12 protein-coding genes are annotated in these 14,749 nt (G+C 65.8%); 4 read left to right on the top strand and 8 right to left on the bottom strand.

The window, feature by feature from the left end:
* Window positions 1-25 precede the first annotated feature (25 nt).
* Window positions 26-1,576 (bottom strand): nucleotide-binding protein, encoded by a 1,551-nt coding sequence (locus tag E6N53_RS14330; RefSeq protein WP_142860267.1) that lies wholly within the window; start codon window positions 1,574-1,576, stop codon window positions 26-28.
* Window positions 1,577-2,650: 1,074 nt separating this feature from the next.
* On the opposite strand from E6N53_RS14330, the gene E6N53_RS14335 reads away from it, so the two are divergent.
* The 4 genes from E6N53_RS14335 to E6N53_RS14350 all read left to right on the top strand — a co-directional run bounded on the left by E6N53_RS14335 (window position 2,651) and on the right by E6N53_RS14350 (window position 6,349).
* Window positions 2,651-3,031 (top strand): hypothetical protein, encoded by a 381-nt coding sequence (locus tag E6N53_RS14335; protein WP_142860268.1) that lies wholly within the window; start codon window positions 2,651-2,653, stop codon window positions 3,029-3,031.
* A gap of 320 nt (window positions 3,032-3,351) precedes the next feature.
* Window positions 3,352-4,593 carry a peptide chain release factor aRF-1 gene (prf1, locus tag E6N53_RS14340; RefSeq protein WP_142860269.1) on the top strand — a complete coding sequence of 414 codons (1,242 nt, stop codon included), beginning with the start codon at window positions 3,352-3,354 and terminating at the stop codon, window positions 4,591-4,593.
* 93 nt (window positions 4,594-4,686) lie between these two features.
* Window positions 4,687-5,538: a helix-turn-helix transcriptional regulator gene (locus E6N53_RS14345; RefSeq protein WP_142860271.1), complete on the top strand. Its 852-nt coding sequence runs from the start codon at window positions 4,687-4,689 to the stop codon at window positions 5,536-5,538.
* Window positions 5,516-6,349 carry a helix-turn-helix transcriptional regulator gene (locus tag E6N53_RS14350; RefSeq protein ID WP_161596567.1) on the top strand — a complete coding sequence of 278 codons (834 nt, stop codon included), beginning with the start codon at window positions 5,516-5,518 and terminating at the stop codon, window positions 6,347-6,349. Before E6N53_RS14345 ends, E6N53_RS14350 begins: the two co-directional genes overlap by 23 nt.
* Before the next feature lie 5 nt (window positions 6,350-6,354).
* Here the strand turns inward: E6N53_RS14350 and E6N53_RS14355 are convergent, their stop codons facing one another.
* The 7 genes from E6N53_RS14355 to E6N53_RS14385 form a co-directional block, all read right to left on the bottom strand.
* Window positions 6,355-6,762, bottom strand: coding sequence for a DUF6276 family protein (locus E6N53_RS14355; RefSeq protein ID WP_142860274.1), 408 nt, complete (start codon window positions 6,760-6,762; stop codon window positions 6,355-6,357).
* Window positions 6,763-6,838: 76 nt separating this feature from the next.
* Window positions 6,839-7,540 carry a V-type ATP synthase subunit D gene (locus tag E6N53_RS14360; RefSeq protein WP_136590781.1) on the bottom strand — a complete coding sequence of 234 codons (702 nt, stop codon included), beginning with the start codon at window positions 7,538-7,540 and terminating at the stop codon, window positions 6,839-6,841.
* 84 nt (window positions 7,541-7,624) lie between these two features.
* Window positions 7,625-8,470, bottom strand: a complete 846-nt coding sequence (locus E6N53_RS14365; RefSeq protein ID WP_142860275.1) for a lycopene cyclase domain-containing protein — start codon at window positions 8,468-8,470, stop codon at window positions 7,625-7,627.
* Window positions 8,471-8,562: 92 nt separating this feature from the next.
* On the bottom strand, window positions 8,563-9,297 hold the full coding sequence (locus tag E6N53_RS14370) for a bacteriorhodopsin (RefSeq protein WP_136603176.1): 735 nt from the start codon (window positions 9,295-9,297) through the stop codon (window positions 8,563-8,565).
* A 107-nt stretch (window positions 9,298-9,404) separates the two neighbouring features.
* Window positions 9,405-11,435, bottom strand: a complete 2,031-nt coding sequence (locus tag E6N53_RS14375) for a bacterio-opsin activator domain-containing protein (protein WP_236642367.1) — start codon at window positions 11,433-11,435, stop codon at window positions 9,405-9,407.
* Window positions 11,436-11,576: 141 nt separating this feature from the next.
* A complete protein-coding gene (locus E6N53_RS14380) occupies window positions 11,577-12,989 on the bottom strand; it encodes an ATP synthase subunit B (RefSeq protein WP_136603177.1) in 1,413 nt (470 codons plus the stop codon).
* A 1-nt stretch (window position 12,990) separates the two neighbouring features.
* The gene (locus tag E6N53_RS14385; protein WP_142860276.1) at window positions 12,991-14,748 is read right to left on the bottom strand and encodes an ATP synthase subunit A; all 1,758 of its coding nucleotides are present in this window, start codon (window positions 14,746-14,748) and stop codon (window positions 12,991-12,993) included.
* Between the last annotated feature and the right edge of the window lies 1 nt (window position 14,749).

The raw sequence follows: 14,749 nt of genomic DNA on the forward strand, positions 1-14,749 counted from the left end.
TCAATCTCGGTCGCCGCCTGCGGCGTCAGCCGAAGAAGCGCTTGAACAGCCCTCGCTTCTCGTCTGACTCCGCGACGTCGTCACTCTCGTCGGCGTCCGAATCCGTGTCCGTCGACGCGTCGCCGTCGGCGTCGACTTCGGGTCCGGCTTCGGATTCGGCGTCCGCATCGGCCCCCCCGTCGGCGTCGACAGCGTCGCCATCGGAATCGGTCGACACCGCCGAGGTGGGTGCATCGGTGGGGTCCGCCGGCCGGTCGGCCTCGGCGTCGGGGATACCGGCCGCCTCGTCGGCCGTGACGGACACGTCCTCGTCGGCCGCTTCGGCCTCGAAGGACGCGTCGGGTTCGGCCTCGTCGACCACGTCGGCCACCGGGGTGTCGTCGTCAGGTGCGTTCGAATCCGTGTCCGTATCCGCATCCGAATCCGTGTCTGCGTCCGGGACCGCATCGGGGGCAGCGACAGCCGAGTCGGTCGCGTCCGCCCCGGCACCCGCCTCCGCGTCTGCGAGCGCCGAGGCGATACCGCCACCGCGACTCCCGCCGGCGACCTCCTCGTCGTCGTCGTCGCCATCGTCGCCACTGTCGTCGCGATCGTCCCCCTCGTCGAAGAGCGACGCGACGTCCAGGTCGTCCGTGTCGTCGGTGCTCTCGTCGAGGAGCGATGCGACGTCCAGGCCGCTCGGCTCGGAGACGTCGTGCGCCGCGTCGATGCCGCCCGCCGGAACCTCATCCTCGGCTTCGCGCGCGTCGTCCTCGCCTGTGTCACCCTCGCTCGCCTCCCCGTCCGCGTCCGTGCCGCCGACGTCTTCGGTGTCCGTGGGCTCGCTGTCGCCCCTCCCCACGGCGACGGCGGCCTCGTCGAACGCCTCGCCCATCGCGTCGGCGGTAATCGCGTCGGCCAGCGTCCGGTAGGCGGCCGCGGCCGGCGTGTCGGCGTCGGCGTGGGGGGTCGCGGCCGGGTCGTCGCCGGTCTCGTTGCCGAGCGCGCGGTCCTCGGGGACGACCCCGAGGAGGTCGACGCCGACGTCGGCCACCGTCGCCTCGACGTCGACGTGTGCCGGGTCCACGCGGGCGAGCACGAGCCCGGCGACCGGGACCCCGACACGCGCGGCGAGTTGGTCGGTCTTCTTCGTATCGCCGAGGGCGTCGGGCGACGGCGTCGACACCAGCACGACCGCGTCGGCGAGGCCGAGCGGAAAGAGGGTGTCGTGGCTCAGCCCTGCGCCGGTATCGACGAGGACCAGATCGTACGCGGAGAGCGCGTCGAGGACGCGGTCGAGTCCGCGCGGGTCGGCCTTCGCGTACGCGCCGAGCGACGACGAGCCGGGGACGACGGCCAACCCCTCCGGGCCCTCGTAGACGGCGTCGAGCGGGTCCGCCTCGCCCGCGAGCACGTCGTGCAGCGTCGGGCCGTCGGGCGAGACGCCGAGCATCCGCCCGAGGTTCGGCATCCCGATGTCGGCGTCGACGACGGCGACCCGGTGGCCGGCGGCGGCGAGACTCGCCCCCAGCTTCGCTGTCGTGGTCGTCTTGCCGACCCCGCCTTTCGCGCTCGCGATGGCGTACACCCGTCCCATACTGTCCGAAACGAACCGCGGCGGGGATATAAACCTTCACCGGAGACTACGATAGATGAGAGACGGCTGAGAGAGTACGAGAGTCACTACTGACGACGACGGATTCGCTCCTGTGTATCTTCATATCTACTCTCGAGTTGACAGGGCGCTGGACTGCTCCCGTCTCGCACGGGTCGTATATGCGTCCGTCCGAGAGTTCGACGTTCGACCGCACACCAGACGGGAGAGGCACTCGTGCCGAGGAGGACGCACTGAGCCTCGTAACACACGCCGATGACTCGATGATGACTGACGATAGACAGACGAAGGGCGTACGATACGTCGCAGGTCAGCTCGCACACATCGCACCAGTAGGTGCCATGGCTGAGGCAGAGAGGAACTGGGGGAGCAGTGGCTCATACGAGTCCGAGACGGCTGTTCGGATGTTCGTGTGACACTCGGTCGAATGGTTTTCGGGAGTTAAGTCAGAGTGGTCAAAAGACCTCCGAGAAATCCACAAATATTGATATATTTGATAGTATATATAAGCCGTAGTTTTTCGAGTTATCTCCCAGTGAAAATCCACTTAATCTTATCGCAAAAATAGGACCATCGTCTGCGGGTAGACCTGACATATAAGCTCTAACCCCCCCGTTTCGTTCTACTGCATAGTACCGCGCCTTACACCGGTTTGTGCGCTCAAATATTCACTTTCACTCCGGTTTAGCATCCGTTAAGAGTGTCCCGATCATACTGGGGAATGAATCATCACCCTAAATGAAGGTACGACTGCTAAACAATAGTCTAACTTCAGATAGGTTTGGGACATCATCCCCGAGTCCCAAGAGTTAACAGCAGCAGTCACCCCACACACATCCATGTAAACGAGACACTCGCCACTGGTTGGCAGTATCGACCTGCGTGCATCAACGGACCTCCTACAATCTGCCGATGCACGCAGGGGAAAGCAAGCCCCTCTGCCGACAGGGGTCATACCTGTCGAGGGACATGGTGGGCTTTAGATAGCGACCACTTGAGTCCACCGGAGACGACAACTGTTCCTCGGCTCGGGAGTCGGCACGACCAGTCGAAACTATGGCAACAGCCGCCACTAAGACCGTCGCAGAACGCGCAATCGAATACCTCAAAGCCGAGGGGGGTTGGAAACGCCCTCGAACGGTAGCCGAGGCCATCGACTCAGGGACAGACTACACGAGGGACGTTCTCAACGACCTCTATGGTGAGGATAAAGTCCAGAAGCGAGAGAAGGGAATCATCCTTGGAACTCGCATCAGCGGGGATTGGAAGGTCATCGACTCCAGAGAGCAAGCGATATCGGTAATCCGTATACACGGTGATGCGGAACCGGATGGGATGGCTTCGATGACCCTCAACGAAGTTCGCAGTTACATCCGTACCAACATCGCTGAGGCTACTGGGGTACTCAACAAGAAGGTCTGGTTCAAGCGGGACTGAAACTCACACGAAAGGAATCGATCTAAATCATTTTTTCAGATTCGCTATCATGTGTTAGCTCTCTGTTGACCAATTTCTCGAGTTATGCCAGAGTAGGCAGGAGTCGTCTTCAAGAGAATTTCGTCCGCATTGGAAAGGGGGGCTCCCATTTTCGGAGGGATATTAACGGAGATATTCGTGAAATTCAACAGAAACAGATGGGTCAGAGATTTTTTCGAGAGGGTCGATTTCTGACCATGGATACAAGTACGAACTCGTCCCTGCCAGACCAAATCACACAGTCAAAGCATACTTAGCCACCGGACGGGCTACTAGGGACAATGAGTACCGACGCCGAAGAGGTAAGCGACGACCGCCGGAAGTACGAGTTCCGGAAGGTCATCGAGGACCTCAAGGAGTACGAGGGGTCAGGCACACAGCTCGTCTCCATCTACGTTCCACCGGACAAACAGATCTCGGACATCGTCGCCCACGTGACCCAAGAGCACTCCGAAGCGAGCAACATCAAGTCCAAACAGACCCGCACGGCGGTCCAGGACGCGCTGACGAGCATCAAGGACCGCCTCCGCTACTACAAGAACCCGCCGGACAACGGGATGGTGCTCTTTTCGGGTGCTATCGACTCCGGCGGCGGCCAGACCGACATGGTCACCAAGGTGCTGGAGAACCCGCCCGAGCCCATCCAGTCGTTCCGCTACCACTGTGACTCGGCGTTCCTCACCGAGCCGTTAGAGGAGATGCTGATGGACAAGGGCCTGTTCGGGCTCATCGTCCTTGACCGACGCGAGGCGAACGTCGGCTGGCTCAAGGGCAAGCGCGTCGAACCCGTCAAATCCGCGTCCTCTCTCGTCCCCGGCAAGCAGCGGAAAGGTGGCCAGTCCGCACAGCGGTTCGCCCGCCTCCGCCTAGAGGCCATCGACAACTTCTACCAGGAGGTCGCCGGGATGGCGAACGACCTGATGGTTCCCAAGCGCCACGAACTCGACGGCATCCTCGTCGGCGGTCCCTCCCCCACCAAAGACGAGTTCCTCGACGGCGACTACCTCCACCACGAACTGCAGGACCTCGTGGTCGGGAAGTTCGACGTCGCCTACACCGACGAGTCGGGGCTGCACGACCTCGTCGACGCCGGCCAGGACGTCCTCGCCGACCAGGAGGTCATGAAGGACAAAAAGCAGATGGAAGAGTTCTTCGAGAAACTCCACCGGGGAGACCAGTCGACGTACGGGTTCGAGCCCACGCGGAAGAACCTCGTGATGGGCTCTGTCGACCGGCTCTTGCTCTCCGAGGACCTCCGCGCCGACGTCGTCGTCTACGACTGCGGCGACACCGAGGAGTACGAGCTGGTCGACCGCCGACACTCGACGCCGACCCACACCTGCGAGGACGGCACCGAGGCGGAGGTGAAAGAGCGGACCGACGCCATCGAGTATCTGATGGAACTGGCCGAACAGCGCGGGACGGAGACGAAATTCATCTCGACCGACTTCGAGAAGGGCGAACAGTTGTACGACGCCTTCGGTGGCATCGCGGGCATCCTTCGGTACTCGACCGGCGTGTGAAGTCGGCACATCCCGCGGGACGACCCCGTGAACGTCTGGCGAGGACGACGGTCATCCCAACGTATATAACACCATCTCTCCTGTGAACGGGTGATGCGGGGGGACGGGAGCCCGTCGGACGTACGACAGTTGCTGAGTCAACGAGCCGATATCTTGTCGACGCTGTTGAGGAGCGAACGAACGAAGGGCGAGCTCACGGACACGCTCGACGTCTCGCGGTCGACGATCGACCGGGGCGTCCGACAGCTGGAGTCGACCGGACTCGTCCGGCGGAGCGGGGGGACGGTGACGGCGACACTCGCCGGCCGGCTGGCGTACGACTCGTACCGCCAGTACTGCGAGGAGACGGCGCACGTCGTCGAGTTCGGCGACCTTCTCGCGGAGCTCCCACCGTCGGCGGAGGTCAGCCACGAGATGCTCGACGGCGCGACAGCGTACCGGAGCGAACCGCCCGCGACGGGCCGGCCGGCCAACGAGATTACCGCACTCATCGCCCAGGGAACCCGAATGCGCGCCTGCGCGAGCGCCATCAACGACTCCGCGGCCGCCGACCAGTTCTACCGAATGATCACCGAACGCGGCGGACAGGGGTCGGTCGTCTACACGTCGAGCCTCGCCGAACACCTCCGAGAGGAGTACTTTCAGCCACATCACGAGATGGCGGCGACCGGCCGGTTTCGGGCGTTCGAGACCGACAGCCTCCCGCACGAACTCTATATCATCGACAGCGACGCCGGAACGACCGCTGGCGTGCTGATCTACAACGATTCGAAGACGATTCGCGGGACGATTCTCAACGACACCGACGCGGCCGTCGAGTGGGCGAGAGAGACGTTCGAAGACCAGGTCGCGGCGGCGACCGAGTTCACCGACGACTTCCGGATCGGAGGCACCACTGACGAGGATGCCGAGGAGGGGCCAGATGGCGGAGCGGAAACCGAGTGACGGAGCGGACCCAGAGCCGACCACCGACCACGGCAGTCGGCTCCGGCGCGTGCTCGACCAGCGTGCAGGCGTCCTCACACATCTCGGCGACGACCCGTCGACGAAGCCGGCGCTCGTCGAAGCGCTCGGCGTCTCGCGGTCGACGGTCGACCGGACGCTGAAGACGCTGACGGCGCACGGGCTCGTCCGGCGTGACGACGGGCGGGTCGTCGCGACAGGCGCGGGGCGACTCGCGGCTGACTCGGTTCGGCGCTATCACGGCGCAACCGCCGACGTCTCCCGCACGGCTGACGTCCTCCGAGTGCTCCCGGCGGACGCGGAAGTCGCACACGAGTTTCTCGCCGGGGCGACCGTCTACCGAGCCAGCGAAGCGGCGGGACGGCAGGCGCTCCGAGCGGCGATGTCCGTCGTCGAGGGAGCCGAGAGCGTCGCCGCGCTCTCGCGGACCGTCACCGACACCTCCGCACCGACGGCCGCGTACCGGCTGGTCGTCGAGACGGCCGCGACGCTGGAGGTCGTCTACGCGCCGAACGTCGCCGCGTTCATCAGAGAGGAACACGACGAAGACCGCCGTGAGATGGCCGGGACGGGGCGTTACCGGGCCTTCGAGGCCTCGTCGGTCCCGTTCGGGCTCTTCATCGCGAACGCGAACGGGGAGACGAGCGTCGCCCTCGCGGTTTACGACGCCGAAGAGACGCTCGTCGGCGTCCTCACGAACGACAGCGACGATGCCGTCGAGTGGGCCGAGGCGGTGTATCGGCGGTATCGGGCGGCCGCGACGGAGTTCACCGACGAGTTCGAAGCGACCTGAGACGGTCAGTCGACCAGCGAGGCGAGTTGGGCGGTGCGGTGGTCGAGGTCGACGTGTGGTTCGAGGGGGCCCGACGCGGCCATCTCGGAGAGGCGGTCGAGCGTGAGGAACGGGTCGCCGCCGGCCGCCTCGGCGTGTTCGAGGAGCGCGGTCACGTCGGCACGGCGGAGCGCGAGCGAGTCGAGGAGGCCGAGCAGGAGGGCCACGGCCACGCCCGCCTCGCCAGTCGGGAGTGGTTCCCACTCGACGGTCGCGTCCGCGTCCGCGTCCGCGACGTCGTTCGCATCGGCAGCGACCACCCGGAGGCAGGTCGTACAGAGACTCGCCCACGCGGCGGTGTCGGGGGCGTACGGGCGGAGCGACGGCGGAACGGCGAACGAGCGCTGCTCGCCGTCACAGGCGGGGCAGGACATAGGAGAAAACGGGAGGTGAACGGACAAAAACCCGTCCGTCGTGACGGCAGGTGGCGTGGGCGTGAGCGCGGCCGGTTCAGTCGTCGGCCGAGACGCGCTCGACGTCCTCGGCCGCGACTTCGGTCGCTTCCTGCTCGCGTTCTTTCTTCTCTTCTTCTTCCTTCTTCGCCTTGATCTTCTTCAGGCGGAAGATCTCCTCGCGCTCTTGTTCTTCGAGCTTCTGCTCGATGTACTCCTTGTTCTCGTAGAGGTCGGGCAGGAGTTTGAACTCGAGTGCGTTGACGCGGCGCTTCGTCGTCTCGATCTCTTCGAGCATCTTCTTCATCGCCGTCTCCACCTCGGCGGCGAGGATGATGGTCTCTAAGAGTTCCTCGTAGGCGTCGGCCGCCTCGTCGATCCGCGCCGACGAGCCGAGCAGCCCGTAGCCACGCTGGTCGAGGCTCTTTTTCACGCGCGAGGACTCGATCTGCGGGACGACGACGCCCATGATGTTCTTCGACTGGGTCGTGATCTCGGGGTGCTCTTTGAGCGCGGCCGCGGCTCCGCGGACCGCGACGTCGCCCTCCATGGCGCGGGCCATGTTGATCTTGTGCTGGGCGGTCTGGTAGTCGTCGGAGAGCTCCGACCGGACGTCCTGTGCCTGGTCGAGGATGTCCATGAACTCCATGATGAGGCCGTCACGCTTCTGTTCGAGCGTGTCGTGACCGCGCTCGGAGAGTTCGATGCGGTCCTCGATGGCCATCAGGTTCTTTCGCGTCGGTTTGACGTCTTCGGCCATTCTTGTCGGGTGTTGTTCGCCCGGGGTGTTAACCTTTTACTGTCGCTTCCGGCCCCGTTTCACGTGACGGGCCGAACGAACGCGCTAGCGCCGCTCGGAGGCCGGTGCGCGGACGTCGTCCGCGCGGACGGTTCGGTCGTGAACCCACGTCGTCTCCGAGGGTGCCGACGGGGTGACAGGGGCGGCCACCTGGCTCGTCCACCCCCACCGCTCGAGCACCCAGAGGAACAAGAACAGCCCCTGGACGACGAACAGGTTCGTCACGAGGAAGAACACCGCCTCCTCGACCGGGAGGCCGAACAGCGTCACACCGGTGGTGTACGTCTCCGAGATGACCCACACGCCGACGTCGATGGCGACCCAGTCGGCCGCCCAGAGGTACAGGGTGGGGACGCCCACGCCGAGAGCGAGAGTTCGTCGGGTCGCCCACAGCACGGGCCAGCCGAACCCCCACTGGAGGGCGAGGACGGGGCCGGCCCAGGCGAGAATCGCACCCAGGTAGTACGTCGGGGCGTCCCGAAGGAGCACCACGCCGACGAGGAGCACGAGACCCCCGGCGGCGACGCCGACGGCTCGCTGTCGGAGCGTGACCGAGACCGCACCCGGGTTCGGTGGGGCGAGGAGCGAGACCCACAGCACGGCCAGGACCGGCTGGAGCAGCATGAACAGGTACTCCTCGACCGGCGCGAGCCAGACAGTCGCGACGACGGTCCCGTCGCCGTACCACCAGACGCCGCGTTCGATGAGGTAGTTGTCCCACGGCGTCGTGTAGACGAGTGCGACGAGCGCCAGTACCACCAGTCCGAGGCCACGCGCCCGCCACGCGTCCCGGTCCAGTCGCGCCCGCCGACGCCACGCGACGGCGGCGAGAACCACCAGCGGGGGGACGACGAACACGGCGTGAAACGCGAGGTAGCTGAGTCGAATCACGGTCGGCTCCGAGTCGGGGTCGAGCGGTGTACAGTCATGTGATGGGGCTGTGGAACGTCCAAAGAACGGTTGTCAGGGCCGGGGTGCCGGTGTCAGTCGGCCGTCGCGCCAGCAGTGGTCGACTGCATCGCCGCTTCGAGGACCGAGTGGCTCCGCAGGAGGACGAACCCGAAGCCGACCTTCGCGGTCAGGTCCAGCACCATGAACGCCGCCGTCTCCCAGTAGAGGGGAATGATGCCGATGGTGCCCTCGGTGCCGAGGATCCACACCACGGGGTACGCCAGCCAGAGCACGATGAGCATGTTCCGGAGCGTCGTCGTCAGCTTCCGGACCTCCGGGGACTGCCTCGTCGCGGCCTCGCTGAGCGTGCGGATGAGGAAGTACAGGAGGAACAGCAGGAACACAGTGCTGATCGCCCACCAGACGATGCGGATGAACGCCGACGAGGCGGCGAGCGCGCCGATGACACCCGTCCCGATCATCAGGACGTCGAGTCCGACGAGCGTGTAGATGGTGTTCTTACTGGCCCGCGCCAACAGCGCGAGGTCGAGTAAGAGCAGCGGCGTCGTGAACAGCCAGTCGGCGTACCGTCCCCAGTAGATGTCGAGCACCTGGCCGTTGACCGTCACCTGCGTGAGGCCGAAGCCCGTGGCCATCGCGAAGTACGCCGCGGAGGCGATGGCCGTGATGAAGATGGTGATGAGGTAGAACCGTTGCTGTTCCTCGTCTTCGACGCCCCAGCCACGGGCGATGAAGTAGAACGTCCCGAGAGTCATCCCAGCGGTACCGAGCCACAGCCAGATGGATTCTGCGCCTGGAGTTGCCATTGCAGACGGACGTTAGTGTGTGAGAACATAACGCGGATACCGAACTAGTTGGGATGTCCTAAGCCGACTAGAACCACCTAGAATCACCTAGAACGTCCGAGGACAGCTCACGAGTCGTCTTGGTGGAACCGGGAGACGAGCTTCTTCTCCGCCGCGCGGAGGTGCTGGTGGAACGTCGACCGCGAGACACCCATCGCGTCGGCGAGTTCGTCGCCCGAGATGCCGTGGGGCCACTCGAAGAAACCCCCGACGTGTGCGAGCTGGAGCGCGGTACGCTGTTTCTCCGTCAGGACCTCTTCGACGTCGGCGACGAAGCCGCGACGGGTGGCGGGCGGGGTGTCGCGCTCGCGGATGCGACCTACCCGGACGCTCGCCGAGACCGATTTGAGCCCGTCGAGCAGCGCCCGTCCGGTCGAGCGGTCGGCGACAGTCACAGTGAGCGTGAGCGAGCGGTCCTGCGGGTCGACGGTGAGGTCGGTCAGGCGACCGCCCGTCTCGGCGACGAGTGAGAGGTTCGAGCGGGCGGGGAGCACGACCTCGAACACCCCGGTCTCGGTAGTGTCGCCGATACGTCGGACCTCCTCGATGCCCGGTATCGAGACGGTGTCGAGGGCGGTCTCCGGCGGCGTCACGGAGACGAACAGGAGAATCGTCCCGTCGTCGCGGACGACGACGCCCTCCGAGGCGAGCGAACACTCCGCCTCGACGGCGAGCGCGACCAGTGGGGCGGCGGGGTCGTCGACGACGACCTGGAGTTCGACCACGCTCTCGGTCAGCAGCGTCCGCCGGCTCTCGAACGCGTCGATCGCCGCACCAACGGCCCGGCCGACCGTTCCGAGGACGACCAGTTCGTGCTCCTCCACCGAGGCGCTGTGGGTGTACACCACGAGAACGCCGTAGAGCGTCTCCCGGTGGAGCAGCGGCACCGCGACGACCCCCTCGAACGGGAGGTCGGCGGGGTGGCCGCCTCGTTCGTCGGCGAGCGCTGCCGACTGCGGCTGCCGTGTCGAAACCGCTCGCGCGACGGGGTCAGCCGCCTCGTCGCGGTCGATGACGACGTCCTCGACGCTGACCTCACCGTCCGTCCACACCTTCGGGACGACGGTGTCGGGCGCGAGGTCGCAGTCGCCGACCCAGGCGTACGCGTACGAGGGGGCATCGGCCACCCGCTCGCAGACGCCGCGTTCGAGTTCCGCACGACTCTTCGCGCGGACGAGGACGCCGGTGACCTCCTCCAAGAGGCCCTCGATGTGCTCGAGCAGGCCCTGGAGCCGCTCGCGTTCGCGGTTGGCGGCCGCGGCGTAGCGCTCGGCCGCCTCCTCGGCGCGCACGCGCGCGGTGATGTCCGTCTGGAACCCCACGTAGTGGGTGACCTCGCCGTCGCCGTTCTTGATGGGGGCGATGTCGACCCGGTTCCAGAACTCCGACCCGTCGCGGCGGTAGTTGAGGAGTTCGACGGACGTCGGCTCGCCGGCGTCGACCGCACGCCGAAGCTCCGCCACCGACTCGGGGTCGGTGTCGGGGCCCTGCAGGTAGCGGCAGTTACGCCCGAGCGCTTCCGAACTGGTGTACCCGGTCGTCCGGCAGAACGCCCGATTGACGTACACCAGCGGTCTGTCGGGGAGTGAGAAGTCGGCGATGGTGATACCGACCGGGGCCTCGTCCATCGCCTGCTCTTTCAACTCCTCCGTGATGCGTGCCGTCGCCTCGGGGCGGAGTTCGCTCCAGGCGACGACGGCCGCGACGCGCTCACCCAGGCGGGCGAAGCGGTTCGAGTCGTCGACGGGGACGACGTCCGCCGCGCCGGCATCGAGTGCCGTCGCCACGTACTCCACCGCCAGGTCCGTCGACAGGACGACGATGGCCGTCTCCGGGTAGTCGGCGACGAGCGCGGCGACGTCGTCGACGACGTTGTCCGCGACGACGAGACAGCGAGCCGCCGGCGTGGGTGAGAGCGCGTCGAGGTCGTCGAGACTCCTGACGCCGTCGGTGCCGAAGACTTCGGAGAGCGGTGTCATTGCGCGCGACCGGGTCTCCTCGTCCGACGTCACGAGGACGACGGTCGCACTGGAGACGTCGTCCCCGGCGTCACCCAGACGGACGGCGTCGGGCGTCTCCACGTCGGTCGCGTCGGTCATACCCACACCTCGTGACGAAGGGGCGAATAGTTTTCGCGGCAACGGCCCCGTCGCGCGGCGGCGAGACAGCCGACGTTCGTTCGGGCCGTGTCGCTATCGCTCGCGAACGAATCGGCGGGCGGAGAGAAAGTGCGAGACGCGTTACGCCTCGGCCTCGACGGTCTCGGCCGACTCGTCCTCGCGGTAGTACTTCTCGATGAGTTCCTCGTCGATGCGGTTGAGCTCCTCTTTCGGGAGCATCGACAGGAGGTCCCAGCCGATGTCGAGGGTCTCGTCGATAGAGCGTTCGGTGGTGAAGCCCTGGTCGACGAACTCGTCCTCGAAGCGCTCGGCGAAGTCGAGGTACTTGTTGTCTCGTTCGCTGAGTGCCTCGCGACCGACGATGTTCACCAGGTCGCGGAGGTCCTCACCCTCCGCGTACGCGGCGTACATCTGGTCGGAGACGTCGGCGTGGTCCTCGCGGGTGAGGCCTTCGCCGATTCCGTCGTCCATCAGCCGGGAGAGCGACGGAAGCACGTTGACCGGGGGCTGGACGCCCTGGGAGTTGAGATTCCGGTCGACGTAGATCTGTCCCTCGGTGATGTACCCGGTCAGGTCCGGAATCGGGTGCGTGTCGTCGTCACCCGGCATCGTGAGGATGGGAATCTGCGTGACGGAGCCCTCACGACCCTGGATACGGCCGGCGCGCTCGTACAGCGTCGCCAGGTCGGTGTACATGTACCCGGGGTAGCCACGGCGACCCGGCACCTCCTCGCGGGCGGCACCGATCTCGCGCAGCGCCTCACAGTAGTTCGTCATGTCCGTGAGGATGACCAGGACGTGGTAGCCCTTGTCGAACGCGAGGTACTCGGCCGTGGTGAGGGCGAGTCGCGGCGTGACCGTCCGCTCGACGGCAGGGTCGTCCGCGAGGTTCATGAAGACCACGGAGCGCTCGAGTGCGCCCGTTCGCTCGAAGTCCTCCATGAACTCGTTGGCCTCCTCAGCGGTGATACCCATCGCGCCGAAGATGACAGCGAACTCGGAGCCTTCGCCGCCTTCGTCCTCTTCAGGGACGGTCGCCTGCCGGGCGACCTGCAGTGCGAGGTCGTTGTGCGGCAGCCCAGAGCCGGAGAAGATGGGCAGCTTCTGGCCCCGAACCAGCGTGTTCATGCCGTCGATGGCCGACACGCCCGTCTGGATGAACTCCTCGGGGTACTCCCGGGAGTAGGGGTTGATGGCGGCACCGACGATGTCGCGACGCTCGTCGGGGACGATCTCGGGGCCGCCGTCGATGGGCTGACCCGAGCCGTCGAGGACCCGGCCGAGGAGGTCCTCGGTGACGGGCATCTTCAGCGTCTCGCCGAGGAAGGTGACGGACGCGTTCTTGTCGATACCGGTAGTGCCCTCGAACACCTGGATGGCGACGACGCCCTCCGAGGACTCGAGCACCTGGCCGCGCTTGGTGTCGCCGTCGGGCGTCTCGATCTCGACGATCTCGTCGTACCCGATCGGCTGGTCGACCTCGGCGAACACCAGCGGACCGCTGATCTCGGTGATAGTCTGGTACTTCTTCATGTTAGTACTTCTCCCGGAGCTGCGACGCGAGGTCGTCTTTGAGCTCCTCGATGTACTCCTCCCAGTCCTCCTGGACACCGATGCGGTTCAGCCGCGGAGCGGCCTCGATAGACGTGATCTCGGGCACCGGGACGCCCGCGCCGAGGGCGTCGAACGCCTCGTCGTTGAACGTCTTGATGGCGGTGAGGATACCGTACGTCTTCGCCGGTTCGCAGTAGGTGTCCGTCGGGTGGAACGCGTTCTGCTGGAGGTACGCCTCGCGGAGGTAGCGGGCCACCTCGAGGGTGAGCTGCTGGTCCTCCGGCAAGGCGTCCTTCCCGACCAGCTGGACGATCTCCTGGAGTTCGGCCTCCTCGTCGAGGGTGTCGACCGCCCACTGGCGGATCTCCGACCACTCGTCGGTGACGTTGTCCTGGAACCAGGGGTCGAGCTGTTCGCGGTACAGGGAGTACGACTCGTTCCAGTTGATGGAGGGGAAGTGCCGACGCTCGGCGAGGTCGGCGTCGAGCGCCCAGAAGCACTTCACGATACGCAGGGTGTTCTGCGTGACCGGCTCGGAGAAGTCGCCGCCGGGCGGCGAGACGGCCCCGATGACCGAGATAGAGCCCTCGGTGCCGTTGATGTTCTCGAAGTAGCCGGCACGCTCGTAGAACTGCGAGAGGCGCGCGGAGAGGTAGGCGGGGTAGCCCTCCTCGCCGGGCATCTCCTCCAGTCGGGAGGAGATCTCGCGCATGGCCTCGGCCCACCGGGAGGTGGAGTCGGCCATCAGCGCCACGTCGTACCCCATGTCGCGGTAGAACTCCGCGATGGTGATGCCCGTGTACACGCACGATTCGCGTGCGGCGACGGGCATGTTCGACGTGTTGGCGATGAGCGACGTGCGGGCCATGAGCGGGTTCCCCGTCTTCGGGTCGTCCAGTTCGGGGAAGTCCTCGATGACCTCGGTCATCTCGTTACCGCGCTCGCCACAGCCGACGTAGACGACGATGTCGGCGTCGGCCCACTTCGCGAGCTGGTGCTGGGTGACGGTCTTTCCGGAGCCGAACGGACCGGGAATCGCGGCCGTCCCACCCTTCGCGATGGGGAACAGGCCGTCGAGGATGCGCTGCCCCGACACGAGCGGTTCGGTCGGGGTCTGCTTCTCCACGCTCGGCCGGGCCGAACGGACCGGCCACTCCTGGTGCATCGTGATCTCCTCGCCGCTCTCGAGGGTGACGACCGCCTCTTCGACGTTGAAGTCGCCCGCTTCCGCGGCTTCGACGACGCCGCCCTCGGAGCCGGGGGGCACCATGACCTTGTGGTCGATGCTCACCGTCTCCTCGACGACGCCGACGACGTCACCGGATTCGACCTCGTCACCGACCTCGACGGTGGGCTCGAAGGCCCACTCCTTCTCGAGGTCGATGCCGGGGGCGTCGACGCCGCGGTCGAGGAACGCACTGTTCATCTTGGATTCGAGGACGTCGAGGGGCCGCTGGACACCGTCGTAGATGGAGTCCAGCAGTCCCGGCCCCAGGTCGACCGTCAGCGGCTCGCCCGTGTTCTCGACGGGTTCGCCCGGGCCGACGCCGGAGGTCTCCTCGTACACCTGGATGGTCGTGATGTCGCCTTCGATCTCGATGACTTCGCCCATCAGCCCTTCGTCGCCCACGTAGACGACGTCGTTCATCCGGGCGTCGAGGTCGACGGCCTGTACGACCGGACCACTCACGCTCTCGATGATGCCGTCCTCTCGGACGTCCTGTGTTGCCTGACTCATG

Source organism: Salinigranum halophilum, assembly GCF_007004735.1.
Taxonomy (GTDB): Archaea; Halobacteriota; Halobacteria; order Halobacteriales; family Haloferacaceae; genus Salinigranum; species Salinigranum halophilum.

Excerpts from the sequence above, each read along its gene's own strand:
- E6N53_RS14330 (WP_142860267.1), bottom strand. The coding sequence starts at position 1,576 with ATGGGACGGGTGTACGCCATCGCGAGCGCGAAAGGCGGGGTCGGCAAG.
- E6N53_RS14335 (WP_142860268.1), top strand. The coding sequence starts at position 2,651 with ATGGCAACAGCCGCCACTAAGACCGTCGCAGAACGCGCAATCGAATAC.
- prf1 (WP_142860269.1), top strand. The coding sequence starts at position 3,352 with ATGAGTACCGACGCCGAAGAGGTAAGCGACGACCGCCGGAAGTACGAG.
- E6N53_RS14345 (WP_142860271.1), top strand. The coding sequence starts at position 4,687 with ATGCGGGGGGACGGGAGCCCGTCGGACGTACGACAGTTGCTGAGTCAA.
- E6N53_RS14350 (WP_161596567.1), top strand. The coding sequence starts at position 5,516 with ATGGCGGAGCGGAAACCGAGTGACGGAGCGGACCCAGAGCCGACCACC.
- E6N53_RS14355 (WP_142860274.1), bottom strand. The coding sequence starts at position 6,762 with ATGTCCTGCCCCGCCTGTGACGGCGAGCAGCGCTCGTTCGCCGTTCCG.
- E6N53_RS14360 (WP_136590781.1), bottom strand. The coding sequence starts at position 7,540 with ATGGCCGAAGACGTCAAACCGACGCGAAAGAACCTGATGGCCATCGAG.
- E6N53_RS14370 (WP_136603176.1), bottom strand. The coding sequence starts at position 9,297 with ATGGCAACTCCAGGCGCAGAATCCATCTGGCTGTGGCTCGGTACCGCT.
- E6N53_RS14375 (WP_236642367.1), bottom strand. The coding sequence starts at position 11,435 with ATGACCGACGCGACCGACGTGGAGACGCCCGACGCCGTCCGTCTGGGT.
- E6N53_RS14380 (WP_136603177.1), bottom strand. The coding sequence starts at position 12,989 with ATGAAGAAGTACCAGACTATCACCGAGATCAGCGGTCCGCTGGTGTTC.
- E6N53_RS14385 (WP_142860276.1), bottom strand. The coding sequence starts at position 14,748 with ATGAGTCAGGCAACACAGGACGTCCGAGAGGACGGCATCATCGAGAGC.